The sequence below is a fragment of the Maribacter orientalis genome (assembly GCF_900109345.1).
Classification (GTDB): Bacteria; Bacteroidota; Bacteroidia; order Flavobacteriales; family Flavobacteriaceae; genus Maribacter; species Maribacter orientalis.
The window spans coordinates 772,483-786,209 of record NZ_FNZN01000001.1 but is presented as its reverse complement, the minus strand read 5'-3'; the positions used below and the strand labels follow the sequence as shown (position 1 = coordinate 786,209).

The 13,727-nt window shown below is 31.9% G+C and carries 12 protein-coding genes and 1 pseudogene; 8 read left to right on the top strand and 5 right to left on the bottom strand.

Annotated elements, in window-relative coordinates; all coding sequences use genetic code 11:
- Positions 1 to 298 precede the first annotated feature (298 nt).
- Together BMY56_RS03460 and BMY56_RS03455 are read left to right on the top strand one after the other, a co-directional pair.
- A complete protein-coding gene (locus tag BMY56_RS03460; RefSeq protein WP_091619886.1) occupies positions 299 to 913 on the top strand; it encodes a MarC family protein in 615 nt (204 codons plus the stop codon).
- 189 nt (positions 914 to 1,102) lie between these two features.
- Positions 1,103 to 1,876, top strand: coding sequence for a patatin-like phospholipase family protein (locus BMY56_RS03455; protein ID WP_091619883.1), 774 nt, complete (start codon positions 1,103 to 1,105; stop codon positions 1,874 to 1,876).
- A gap of 382 nt (positions 1,877 to 2,258) precedes the next feature.
- Here the strand turns inward: BMY56_RS03455 and BMY56_RS03450 are convergent, their stop codons facing one another.
- From BMY56_RS03450 to BMY56_RS03430, 5 genes are all read right to left on the bottom strand, one after another.
- Complete coding sequence (locus BMY56_RS03450) at positions 2,259 to 2,870, bottom strand: DEAD/DEAH box helicase (protein ID WP_091619881.1); 612 nt, start codon at positions 2,868 to 2,870, stop codon at positions 2,259 to 2,261.
- 129 nt (positions 2,871 to 2,999) lie between these two features.
- Complete coding sequence (locus BMY56_RS03445) at positions 3,000 to 3,899, bottom strand: DMT family transporter (RefSeq protein WP_091619879.1); 900 nt, start codon at positions 3,897 to 3,899, stop codon at positions 3,000 to 3,002.
- 217 nt (positions 3,900 to 4,116) lie between these two features.
- A complete protein-coding gene (locus BMY56_RS03440; protein WP_091619877.1) occupies positions 4,117 to 4,749 on the bottom strand; it encodes an NAD(P)H-dependent oxidoreductase in 633 nt (210 codons plus the stop codon).
- 16 nt (positions 4,750 to 4,765) lie between these two features.
- Positions 4,766 to 5,431 (bottom strand): Rossmann-fold NAD(P)-binding domain-containing protein, encoded by a 666-nt coding sequence (locus BMY56_RS03435; protein WP_091619875.1) that lies wholly within the window; start codon positions 5,429 to 5,431, stop codon positions 4,766 to 4,768.
- A gap of 1 nt (position 5,432) precedes the next feature.
- On the bottom strand, positions 5,433 to 6,017 hold the full coding sequence (locus BMY56_RS03430) for a TetR/AcrR family transcriptional regulator (RefSeq protein WP_091619872.1): 585 nt from the start codon (positions 6,015 to 6,017) through the stop codon (positions 5,433 to 5,435).
- A gap of 595 nt (positions 6,018 to 6,612) precedes the next feature.
- Between BMY56_RS03430 and fabD the strand changes: the two genes are divergently transcribed.
- The 6 genes and pseudogenes from fabD to BMY56_RS03400 all read left to right on the top strand — a co-directional run bounded on the left by fabD (position 6,613) and on the right by BMY56_RS03400 (position 13,724).
- Positions 6,613 to 7,488: an ACP S-malonyltransferase gene (gene fabD, locus BMY56_RS03425; protein WP_091619869.1), complete on the top strand. Its 876-nt coding sequence runs from the start codon at positions 6,613 to 6,615 to the stop codon at positions 7,486 to 7,488.
- 444 nt (positions 7,489 to 7,932) lie between these two features.
- Positions 7,933 to 8,277: pseudogene (locus BMY56_RS19110) on the top strand (hypothetical protein); the annotation flags it as partial.
- A gap of 347 nt (positions 8,278 to 8,624) precedes the next feature.
- Positions 8,625 to 9,035, top strand: a complete 411-nt coding sequence (locus BMY56_RS03415; protein WP_091619864.1) for a hypothetical protein — start codon at positions 8,625 to 8,627, stop codon at positions 9,033 to 9,035.
- A gap of 581 nt (positions 9,036 to 9,616) precedes the next feature.
- Positions 9,617 to 10,561 (top strand): fatty acid desaturase family protein, encoded by a 945-nt coding sequence (locus BMY56_RS03410; RefSeq protein WP_177170913.1) that lies wholly within the window; start codon positions 9,617 to 9,619, stop codon positions 10,559 to 10,561.
- A gap of 149 nt (positions 10,562 to 10,710) precedes the next feature.
- Positions 10,711 to 12,039 carry a DEAD/DEAH box helicase gene (locus BMY56_RS03405; RefSeq protein WP_091619857.1) on the top strand — a complete coding sequence of 443 codons (1,329 nt, stop codon included), beginning with the start codon at positions 10,711 to 10,713 and terminating at the stop codon, positions 12,037 to 12,039.
- A 662-nt stretch (positions 12,040 to 12,701) separates the two neighbouring features.
- Positions 12,702 to 13,724 carry a metal-dependent transcriptional regulator gene (locus BMY56_RS03400; protein WP_091619854.1) on the top strand — a complete coding sequence of 341 codons (1,023 nt, stop codon included), beginning with the start codon at positions 12,702 to 12,704 and terminating at the stop codon, positions 13,722 to 13,724.
- Positions 13,725 to 13,727: the final 3 nt, after the last annotated feature.

Sequence of the window (13,727 nt, the reverse complement as noted above, 5' to 3'; positions counted from 1 at the left end):
CGCTTCTGGTTATAGAAAAGCAGCTCCTGCACATGAGAAGTCTAGAAGAGATTTTGAGGATATCGTTACTTGGAAATAATTTAGAGTAACGGAAAGATTAGAATGTATCGATTTATATTGCTGTATATTCTTTTAGTATATACTTACTCTTCACAAGCAAAATTTTAAAGACATTAATTTTATTAAGGCTTTATCATATAGCACTATTCCACGTCAGATAATTCAAGTAGTTTTGCATTTTTAAAAAATAAGAGGGGAAAGTTTTCCTATACTATTTAGATAATTTTTTTCAGGACAAATGGATAACTTAATTACTTTTTCAATTACCGTATTCACTGGGTTTTTTGCTATTACAAACCCCATATCGAACATGACACTTTTTTTGTCCTTAACGCAAGGTGCAGATAAAAAAACAAAACTAGATATAAATAAAAGAGCCAATATTATTGCATTTATTATTGTAACCGTTTTTGTGCTTTTAGGTAAGTTTATTTTTGAACTTTTCAACATTAGTATTCCCGCATTTAAAATTACTGGCGGTATCTTAATTTTTTATATCGGTTTTGATATGCTTCAATCAAAACAATCTAGTGTTAAAAGTATAAATGATGTACACATTGATGAAAACATAGCGGTATCTCCTCTAGCAATACCAATTTTAGCTGGTCCTGGTACGATTGTTACTTCAATGAATTTTGTATCCAAAGTTGAGCCCATTCAAATATTTTTGGTAATAGCTATCTTTGGACTTATGAGTTTAATAACCTATTTCACTTTTAGGTTAAGTGACCATATAGTTAGAATAGTGGGTTATAATGTTATCTCTGTCATAGGTAAGATAATGGGTTTAATCATTGCTATTATAGGTACTGGTATGATTATAGAGGGTATTAAAATTTCCTTTGACTTATAATTTTATAGTAGTTACAATTGGTTTAAACCGATAACAGATTAATTTATTTGTTCAATTCACAAATAATAAAAATACTACTATAGTTTTGGTATAGCGAATGCAGAAATAGATAGTGGATTATTCTAATTTATAATAGTCATCAAAAAGTGATTATTTCCTTTATCAGTTATACAATAAAAAGCATCTAAAATGAACATAGGTTTAGTATTATCAGGTGGAGGCATTAGGGGTGTTGCTCATATAGGAGTTATTAAAGCTTTAGAGGAATATGGTATATCACCCACACATATATCAGGTACAAGTGCCGGGGCAATCGTAGGTGCTTTGTATGCTGGAGGAATTAAATGGCCTGTTATTTTAGAGTTTTTCAAAGCTATTCCTATATTTCATACTTATAGATTTGCTCGTAAAAAACCAGGATTTCTGGATACTGAAAAATTTTACGATGAGTTTAAAAAGTTCTTCCCAAAAGATACTTTTGAATCATTACCAAAATCTCTATTTATTACCGCAACAGATATAATAAAAGGTGATCTCGTTATTTTTCAAGCAGGAGAATTAATAAAGCCAATACTGGCCTCTGCCACTTTTCCTGGCGTCTTTTCGCCAATCGCTATCAATGGTTCTTATTATGTGGATGGTGGTGTGCTTAACAATTTTCCTGTTGAACCCTTGCTATCTCATTGCGATAAAATCATTGGTAGTTATGTTAATCCACTAAAGAACATTAAACTTAAAGACTTAAAACATTCGTATAATGTTGTAGATAGGGCTTATAAAATAAAGTCTGTTTCAGATTCTATAGCAAAATTTGTAGAATGTGACTTAGTCATTTCACCAGAAGAATTAAGCTCATTTGCTACATTCGACATGAGATATATTGATACCATTTTTGATATAGGCTATACTAGCACTATTAAAAAACTAACTGACCCTAGTTATAATAAACAAACAAAGGTCTAAGTAAAAAAACTATAGTTTCACTTAATTTATTTACCGTATATCTCAAAATTGTCGAAGTTATCTTATGCTTCTATTTTTTTTAAAATTTCATACACTAAACACACCATTGTTAAAATAATTGTAATTCAACGATAATCGTTGGTCGATATAATAAGTCATTGACCAATAACGTTAGTACCTAGTATGAAATCTATAACTAGCAGAATTAATCTTATCTCAAGCATTTTACTTTTAGTGGTTGTGTCATGTGTTAAAGGCATGGATATGAAAGAAGAAATATCAAATTCTAATTCAACTGAAGAATAGGTTTTATCGAACATCATCAAATTTAAACATATCTCATTTTTTTGTATTCTCACAAAAAAAGAAGTCTATTCTCGTGCTAAATTTTCACATGGTTTGCACGTTCCATGAAGAAATCTTCGAAGCGTTTTAACTTCGGATTCAATTTTTCAGAATACAATACATACTGACACTTCATTATACTCTGAGCTACTGTAATCATAGCGGTGTATTCTGATTTTTGAACCAGAAAATCTCCATCATCAATACTGCAAATTTTTAATTGCGACGTACTTACACCATTTAAAAGAAACAATTTGTGTAGGGTAGTAGGGGTTGTTATTAATATATCTATACCTTCAAATATTTCCGATTTTTGAATATCGATATGTAACTCTTTATAGCTTGCATACACTCGAAGGGAAGAATACTTCGTATACCGCAGAAATTCATCGTAAAGTTCTAATACCTTTTCTTTATTCTCAACAACTACGACAGCTCTGGGTGCATTACCAACTGCTTCACATTTTAATTTTTGAAGTGTGGTAAGGATTAGAGTAGTCGTTTTTCCGCTTTCTTTTGGAGCGGTACAATATACATTTGAACCACTTTTTATAATGGGAATACTGCTTTTTTGAAAAGGTGTAGGTTCTTCAATTGAAAAGCCCTCTAACATTTCTAACAAATACGGATTCAGTTTTTTAAACGACATAACTATTAACAAATGAAATTACTTAACCCAAGTAAAGGTTAATAATTGAACAAATATACAGCCATCGAATGGGGAAAATCGAGTATAACCTCCATTTTTATAATTGCCACTCGCAAACTTGTTCGTTTTCTAGGAATATAGAATTAGAAAAACACCTGTCATAATTCCCGCTAGTGGCACTAACTTCTTTCGTTTATTTTGTTCTTTAAATAAAACCCCACCTATCACTACTGCTATCAATATCTGACTGCGTTTAATGGCAGATAGCAACATAATCAATGCATCAGGGTCTTGTAATGCCTTAAAATAAAAATAATCGGCTATTTGTAATAGGATACCAACCAAGGGTATAGACCACCGCCATTTAAAGGCTTTTCTTTTGTCTGCATTCGGAAACCAGGTAATTGTTAAAATAATGAGCAAAATTAAGACCGTATAAAAGCAAAACCAGAATTGTAATGTTTGCGGATTTAAAGCTAAACTTTGTATCAGAAATTTATCATACAAACCGCTGGAAGCACCTAAAAAAGTTGCGCCAATAATTGCAAATATCCATTTGTTGTTCTTGAAGTGGATTCCTTCTTTTTTTCCAATTCTCGAATAAAGCAGAACTGAAAAAATGATAAGAAAAAAGCCTATCCATTGATATGTATTCGGCTTTTCGTTATATATAGTTATTGCACCAATAAAGGTGAAAAACGGACCAGCAGAACGTATAGGAGTAACTATAGTAATGGGGAGATGTTTTAATGCCTGGTATGCCAATACCCATGAAGCAGCCATAATAGCGGACTTAACCGCAATAAAACCATGTGTTTTTAAGGGAATATCAGTAATATAAAACTGAATTTCAATCATGTACTCTTTAAAAAATTGAGAGCCAATATAAAAGGGGAGGAGCAATAAAAATCCTGAAGAGATAGTACCTAGTAAAACAGGAAAGACTTCATTACCCTGTACTGCGTGTTTCTTACATAGGTTGTGTAAGCCTAAAAATAGTGCCGCTAAAAGTCCAAGGTACATCCACATAATGCGCGCGAAGATATTGGTTTTCTAAAGTTCAGTATAGAATTATTAAAACTTATAGCGATTTGAGTGTCAATGAACGATGCCTTAGTAGCTATAAATACGCAACCCATTGCTAACTAATGGTAACAAAAAAAGGTTGTCTATTTGTGACAACCCTTTTCTTAAGAACTTAAATTCAAAATTGCTTAACTTCTTTGTCCTTTTCATTTTCAAAAGCTTATTCAAGAATAGTAACCAACTCTTTCATTGGTTTTCTCACTTTCTTTAAGTTTACCAACCAATCTTCACTTTCATTTCTATAACCAATTGGCAATAATACAGCACTTCGCAAACCTTTCTCACGAAGTCCAAGAATTTTATCAACTGCATTTGGTTCAAAACCTTCTAACGGAGTAGCATCTACACCTTCGTATGCCGCTGCAATAATAGAATGTGAAAAAGCTATATAAGCTTGTTTTGCAGCATGGTTAAAATTTTCTTCAGCACTTTTTTGTGGATAAGAACCTAATAGCATTTGACGGTAATTTTCCCACCCTTCGTTTTTAAATCCACGAATCTCGTTTGTTAAGTCGAACATGTAATTTATTCTTTCTGCCGTGTAGGTATCCCAAGCTGCAAAAACAAGTAGGTGAGAGCAATCTGTAATTACAGATTGATTCCATGCGACTGGTCTAATTTGTTCCTTAATTTCTTGATTCTTTACGACGACAATCTCAAAAGGTTGCAACCCACTTGATGTAGGAGCTAAACGTGCTGCTTCTAAAATACGTTCTATTTTATCTTCAGCCACTTTTTTACCGTTCATTGCCTTTGCGGCGTATCTCCAATTTAATTTATCTAATAATTCCATTTAAATAACTCTTGTTTTAGTTGTTTTTAGCTAATTGTATGATATCGCTTGAAGTAATAACTACTTGTGTATTACTTGTGTTATTGGCAAGATTAAGCATGGCTTGTGCAATACTTTCTGCATTTATAATTCTATACTTTTTTAATGGGCCAATGAAAAGTGGCTGTATAATTTTGAATACCACAATTCCTATTTTTTCCAACACTCTACGTTCGTTACGTTCACCACCAATTAATGCGGGTCTTAATATTGAAGTATTCTTAATGCCTTGCTGAAGCACACCTTGTTCCATTTCACCTTTTGTTCTATTATAAAACACACTACTCGTTTTATTTGCTCCCATGGCAGAAATAACTAAGAAGGTTGGTATGTCATTTTCCTTTGCAAGCTTGGCAGCGGCAACGGGTATCCCGTAATCTATCTTCTTATACAACTTTTTGTCTGGTGTTTTTTTTGCGGTAGTACCAATGCAACAATACACTTCATCTGCGATAAAATCTGCACTAAACTGTTCTAGCTCTAGTAAATTACCAATGAATTGAATAACTTTATTTGGTAAGCCTTCAATGCGGGTTCGTGAAAATAATTTAATAGTACTGTACCTATTGTCATCAATTAATTTTTGAAGTAAAAGACCACCGGTTAAACCCGAAGCTCCTAATATAATAGCTGTCTTCTTCATGTTATTTACAGACTTTAATACTACTCCAAGCTGCCTCATAAGCTTGGTCTAGTTCTAGTTGAGTTAATTGAATCGACCCACGATTTTGTGCCATCATTAAAAATGATAACGGATTTATAGCGTAGGCATACAATAAGTAATCTGATAGCGGTTTAATAATGCCCTCTTTTTTTCCACGAGCCCATAGGTCGAGAAGGGGTTGTAAATGCTTGATACCTTCTTGTCTACTTGCTTCATCAATCATGGGAGTATTATCACATTGTGCTAAAAACAGGGCATTTGCACTTTCTTTTATTTTAAATTCTGCTATGCGTTTCCAAATCACTTTAAAACCATATTCTACAGGCATGGTTTCATCATATGTTTCAAAAGCATATGCGGTATAACATGCTTTAACTTCGATATAAGTTTTGTTTACTAAATCCTGTTTATTGTCAAAATATAGATAAATGGTTGCTGGTGAAACACTGGCCATTTTAGCAATCTTACTCATGGGGGTAGCATGAAACCCATCGTTATTCACTAATTCAATAGTCGCTTGTATTAATGCGTTACGCTTGTCTATACTTTTTTGAAGTGCTGCCATATTTAATAAAATTAAAACACAAAGATACAGAAAATGAATGTTCATTCTTTTCGATTAACACAACTTTAATTTCATTTTTATATAAGGTAGAGGCAAAGTGTTTCATAATACATAGTGCCAAGGGATTGAATAAAATACTACTTGAATCTTTGGTTATATACTCTAATGGGCACACTTAAATTCTATGGAATGATACATAATCAAAATCTCGTATTTTAAAATGAATCTATTAAAAGGTCATAATTTAATATAAATTAAAATTTAGTAGTAGAGTAATATTAAGCTTAAAGAATTTGATATGCGGATATTCACTATGATTAATTGTGTTGGTATGTTTCTTTAATTCAAGCGCTAATATTTTTCAATATTCAAAAATAGGCTTAGTGTATTTCAACCTTTTTAAATGTTACATAGTGCAGAGTTTTAATTAAAAGTTCACATTGCTGTACTATAGTCTATATTTATAAAATATTGATATACAAAACTTAACAGCATCTGATAAAATTCCACTTTAACAAATAAGTGCTTGTTTTCTTAAAGATTCTATTACATATCAAGATGGAGTAATTAAAAATTGTAACAATCTATTCTAGTTATGCATGCGTACTTATTTCCTGGTCAAGGCACTCAATTTCCTGGTATGGGAAAAGAGTTGTATGAAAAATCTAAATTGGCTCAAGAATATTTTAAAAAGGCCAATACTATTTTAAAATATTCAATTACTGATGTAATGTTTAATGGGTCTGCCGTAGATTTGAAGCAAACCAAATTTTCGCAGCCTGCAATATTTTTACACTCTTATATTTTGGCAAAAACCCTTGGCAAGGGGTTTAAACCCGATGTGGTTGCCGGGCATTCGTTGGGTGAGATATCAGCTTTGGCTGCTATTGAATCTCTAGATTTTGAATCGGCCCTTAAACTAATAGCCAAGCGCGCCTCGCTTATGCAAAAAGTTTGTGAAATTGAAAATACAGGTATGGCCGTTGTTGTGGGGTTATACGATGTTATTGTTAAAGATATCTGTGACAAGGTAGAAGGTATCGTTGTACCTGCTAATTATAATGCGTTGAAACAAGTTGTTATTTCAGGAGAAATAAAGGCATTAGATGAAGTTTGCGAAAAATTAAGGCCAGGTGCTAATCGTGTGTTCCCATTAGCTGTAAGTGGAGCATTTCATTCTCCTTTTATGGAGCCAATCGTTGAGGAATTCAAGTCGGCAATAGCCGAAACCAAATTCAAAAAACCAATTTGCCCAATTTATCAGAATGTCAACGCACTACCAATAATCGATATAGAATTAATAAAGAAAAATTTAGTCGATCAATTGACGCATCCAGTAATGTGGAGGCATACCATGCTCAATATGATTAAGGATGGAACGACTGAATTTACTGAAATTGGTCCTGGAAATTTTTTAAGACGCCTCGTTCGTAACATTAATAAAAATGTTATAATAAATGGAATCTCATAAATAGTTGAAACACTTTTAAAGTTATATGTTTTAGCTTTTAACGGGGTGAGAATTTACTATTGAACTTATTCTTAAATTTTTTTAAAAAAGCAATTTCTTTTTTAAGTGAAAATCTAAGTAAAGCGGTTCTTGGATATTTTTAAATACTGTGATTAAGCAAATGTTCTTGACTTAAGTTTATAACATTTCAATTCCTTTAAACTAATAACAACTAAATACATTTTCGAAAATACAAACCTTACTTTCCTCCCAAATTCTATAAATTGGAAGAATATCCTCATAAATTCAAAGGAATTCCTATAACAGAATATCAATAGTATTCTATATATTTAATAACTTCAATAAAGGTAGTTCCCTCGTCCTTTTATAAAATATCGTCGATATCTATATTATAATGGGTAATACAATAGTTTTGTAAAAATGTAAAAAAATCTTTCACTCGATGGCGGCCGAAGTTGGGCAGTTATTCAACTACTTACCTTAAAAGATCGCTATGGAAACCTTAATGGTCACGAAATACTACGAAAGTTCGACCTAGTTATTGCTAATTCAGGTGGTAGTATAGTTTTAGCTGCTTTGGCCGAAGATTATTCTATCTATAAAGCAATTACTTTATTTCAAAATAAGAAGAATAAAGAACAGATATTTCACAAAAACACCTTTAAAGACGGCTATTTTCAAGTTGATTATCTTGATTTATTGAATGCAGGCTATGGTCCAAAATACAGTACTACAAAAAAAATGAGGCTTTTGAGAACCTTTTTCCTGAGATTAATAAAGTGCAAATGAATGAATTGCCACAATTCAAAGGCAAAGAATCTCTTAAATATAGTAGTATTTACTTATGATGGCCTTAATAACCGTGTAAAGTTCTTTCAATCATTTTCCACTAGTGGTAATGGCTATGATTCTGAAAAATAAACAAAAGCTTTAAATTACTCTTCTAACGCAACTGTACAGTATTTTGATTTCCTTGATCGCTTTTAAGCAAAAGAATGCAATATATTTTATGAATTATGGGATGGCGCTCTAGGTGAATTCAACAATCCTATTTTAGCAGGAATAATTGAGGCCTATAAGCTTGGAACATCTCTTAAAGTTATTAGAATATTTCTATCGGAACAAGTAATTCACTTATGTCTTCTGATGCGATACAAAATTTTTGGAATTGGAAACAAATCGCATTGCTTTTCAGAAGAAAGAAATTCGACCTTTCGAAATGGAAACCACAGTTTAATTTTTTCAAAGAAACGGTCTTGCATCAGGCAAAAACAATTCTTTATCAACCACCCGACACTTCCAATTACATTGCTATGAAGGTCCTTAAATCTTCAACAGATAAGTCTCTTAACGACCATATAATTAGGCTTTTATCTTTAATTCATTATGATACGAATACTCCCGAAGAAGTTATACCGTTTGTTAAAGATTTATTTGGGTTAGCTATGGATTTAACCAAATATGAAGAAATCAATTTACTTATAGCTTTCTTTAATGCTTGGAAAAATGGCCACATTTATGACCAAACCATAGAGTTTAAAGTGTAAAGAAATAATGATTTATTTTTTCAAAATGGCGATAAATGGTACCAGTATGGCCTGGACAGATGGGTTAGTTGGGAGTTACTGGATAGATAAGTGCTCCGTAAAATCAACATTTAAAGAAAAGTAAAAAATGCTAAAAAAATGCCCAACCATAAATTAATCATTAATATCTGATTGTCAGTTATTTAAATAATATATTTATAGCCAAACTAATTTAACCTACCTTTAAAGCATTACTAATTTGGATTGCTTTCCGTTTTTTAATTTGTAACAATTTTAATTAATCTATCGCTCTCTTTAATTTATTGAATATAAAAGGTCATATCACTCTGATATTACAAAATAATTGGTTCATATAAACATAAGCAAATTAGGTTAAGTCAGCACCTCTTTATAAACAAAAGCTGCTATTTTTTTTATTGATAAAAATCCCCTAAAACTATAACAGTATCGCAAATCCAAAATTCTCCCGGGACATAAATCCTGATTTTTCAAGAACATTAAGAAAAAGAGTAAACACCTATTTTAAAACCAATAATAAGAGTCGTAATGCTAATGTAACTATGGTTGTAAAAACCATAATTATGTTGACATTGTTCTTTGCCCCCCTCATGCTACTTTCATCAGGCTTGGTTACTTCTGTTCCAATACTATTTTCATTATACATTTTAAGTGGATTGGGCATGGCCGGTATAGGTATGGGAGTTATGCATGATGCCATACATGGCTCATACTCTAAAAACAAAAGAATCAATACTCTTTTAGGCTATTCGTTCAACCTTATTGGTGCCAATGCAACTATCTGGAAAATTCAGCACAATGTTTTGCATCATACTTTCACCAATATAGACCATGCTGATGATGATTTGAACGCACCATTTTTCTTACGTTTCTCACCACATGCCAAACATTATTGGGTACATCAATATCAGCATATTTATATATGGTTTTTTTATATGATATCTACATTATCTTGGATAACTACCAAAGATTTTGTGCGCCTAAAACGCTTTCGTGACATGGGGTTTTTAGACAAAAAAAATGAATATAAAAAAACATTGGTTAGCATGGCGGTATGGAAACTATTGTATTATTCTTATGCATTGATATTACCTATGATTATGCTACCTTTTGCATGGTGGATAATTTTATTGGCATTTTTATCTATGCATTTTGTAACCGGAATGTTGGTAAGTATTGTTTTTCAGATAGCACATATTATGCCCGTGAACGAGTTTCCACTTCCTAATGATAAAGGAATGATGAAAGATGATTGGTATGGACATCAATTCGCAACAACAAGTAATTTCTCTCCAAACAGTAAGTTACTATTTTGGCTGATTGGCGGACTCAATTATCAAGTAGAACACCATGTATTGCCAGATGTTTGTCACGTACACTATAAAGACCTAACAAAAATTGTTTCTGAAACCGCACTTGAATTTGGCATGCCTTATAATGTCAAAAAATCTATAGGTCATGCTATCTGGGACCATACTAAAATGCTTCGCATGTTAGGTGAAAAATAAAAGCCGTGCTCAACGTACTTACTTTCTTATTGTCAAAACTTTTGAATACAACTGATATTTTCTAGAACAGTTAGTTTTTATACCTACTAATAAAACGTATTGATAGTATTCAAGATAAAAGTGTCGTTATCTTTGCATAAAAAATTTTAATGTCAAAGCAGTTTTCAGATTTAGGAATAAATGAGAAATTACAGAAGAGTTTAGCGGACTTAAAAATTTCTGTTCCCACGGATATTCAGAAAAAATGTATTCCTGTTGTACTAAATAAAAAAGAAGACCTTGTTGTATTAGCAAAAACCGGAACTGGTAAAACTGCTGCTTTCGGACTTCCCTTGATACAATTAATCGACACTAAAAACACTGCTGTACAAGCTGTGATTTTGGCACCTACACGAGAATTGGCACAGCAAATTCATACCAATTTAGAATCGTTCGCTTCCCATACTCCTACAATTTCTATAGCGGCAGTATGTGGTGGTATTCCTATAAAACCTCAAATAGAACGCTTAAAAATAGCTACGCATGTAGTGGTAGCAACACCTGGGCGTTTAGTCGATTTAGTAAAGCGTGAAGCTATTAATATTAAGAACTTGAAATATTTAGTTCTTGATGAGGCCGATGAAATGGTGAGTGCCTTAAAAGAAGATTTAGATACCATTATTGAAGGTATTCCAAAATCGAGAAGAACCTTATTGTTCACAGCTACTATGCCAGGTACAATAAAACAATTAGTTCAAAATTACATGTCTAAACATGTGATACACGTAGAAGCAGATATGTCAACACTTGGTCATCAAGGTATTGACCATAAATATGTAGTGGTAGAACCTATTGAAAAACTAGACGTTTTACTTCATTTTTTAAATACGAAAGAGGGGCAGAGAGGTATAATATTTTGTAAAACCAAAGCAGCCGTTAATAAATTGGCTAAAAATCTAGCAATTAATAAATTTTCATCTGGTGCTATACATGGTAGCTTATCCCAAGGCATTCGCGATCGTATTATGGGTCAGTTTAGAGAAGGACATATTGATATTTTAGTGGCTACAGATTTAGCTGCTCGTGGTATTGATGTAAAAGAGATTGAATATGTAGTCAACTATCATTTACCTGACACCTATGATGCTTATGTTCACAGAAGTGGACGTACTGCTAGAGCTGGGGCTAATGGGCTTTCGCTAACTATATTACAAAAAGAAGAAGTTGCTGAAATTGCTGATTTCGAAAAGGAATTGGGTATTGTCTTTAACAAGTATAAAAAAGCCGATGCGCAAAGTATTGAAGAGAATAACACCCTTCTATGGGCCAAAAAGATTTTTAAAACAAAACCAAATCGTGAGGTCTCTGAAGAATTTAAAACTAAAGTTAAAACGATATTTCATCATTTAACCAAAGAAGAATTGGTAGAAAAAATATTAGCAAATTATCTTTCCCAAGCTGCAACGATAAATTCAAAACCAGACGATTCTAAACGATAACACTATATTATTGGTAATCAGTTATTTAAAATATATAAAATACAATTATATACAGATTCCTGTATTTATTAAGTAATAAAATCGAATGTAAAACGAATAGTTTCATTACTTAATATATAAAATATCAGTCTAATTTGATATTAGCAAGTTTTTTTAGTCGCCGGCAAGTATTATTATACCATTGTCGTAAACGAAATAATCTATAAAACAATAGGCGAAGAAATTAATCTGCCCCTTTCTCTACTAAATAATGAAATCGTGTTTTATGAGGTTCATTAACTCTTATAGAAAACAATAAATATTTGTCAATAAACGCACTGTTCACTATAAGAAGGCAAATGCGAAGATAAATATGTGATGAATAGTACATTTATTAACTACAGTACTTAACTAGTTTCTAAAACGATTAATTTATGTTTCTTTAATAGAATATTTCTGATTACCGTTTAAGTATAACTGTTGATTATACTTAGATTGAACTAGAAATATTTTGTAACTTTTAGAATCAATTTAAGTTGTTATCGTAAACAGAAGAAAATTGACTAAACAAATTTATACTTTAGAAAAAGGTGATTAATAATACGTTAGATTCTCTTTAAATTGATACTGATTTTGCACCATAAATTACTTAAAAAGGTGTAACCAAAAAAATATAAAAAATAATGAATACGTATAATCCAATAACGGCATTATTAATATTTCTTGCGATATCGGTATTTGCATATCTCTTGTTTAGACCTTATAAAGGTTGGTATTGGCTGATTAAAACTAATTCTAAATCAAACGGAAAAATAGTTGTTGAAGATATTTTAAAACTGCTGTATCATAGTGAAAATGCAAACAAACATCTTAATCTAAACGATATTATCAGAACCCTAAAAACTAATGATACCCTAATTGTTGATTCCATAAATAAAATGGCCGCCCATGAACTCATCTTCATGGAAGGTGATGCCGTAAAACTCACCAAGTCAGGTAGTGATTATGCATTGCGTATAGTAAGGGCACATAGGTTATGGGAGAAATTTTTGGCTGAAAAAACAGGTTTTGATAGAGCAGAATGGCATGAAAGAGCTGAAAGAAAAGAGCATGAATTAACTAAAGATGAAACAGATATTTTAGCATCAAAGTTAGGAAATCCACAATTTGACCCTCATGGTGATCCTATACCAACAAATACAGGGAAAATTGCAAAAATAAAAGGAACTGCACTTTCAGAATTAACGGTCGACACTATTGGTAGAATCATTCATATAAAAGACAAACCAGATATTATTTACAAACAAATACTAGCAGAAAAAATTCATATAGGTTCATTAATTCGTGTAGTGGACAAAACTGCTTCGAGAATTGTATTTCATTCAGAAGGAGAATCTTTTGTATTAGCACCGATTATAGCAGGTAATATAACCGTTTCTATACTTGAAAAAGATGTGGTTGTAGAAGAAAATTTAGCAAGGTTATCTATTTTAAAAGAAGGGGAAACAGCTAAAATAATTGGTATATCTAAAGAGATAAGAGGAGAAAGCAGAAGAAGGTTGTTAGATTTAGGTTTTGTAAAAGGTGCTGATGTTCGTTTAGATTTGTTAAATCCATTAGGAGAACCTAATGCCTTTTTAATAAAAGGAACAAGTATTGCCTTGCGAAATAACCAAGCATCAAAAATTTTAATTAAAAAAGTGTAGATC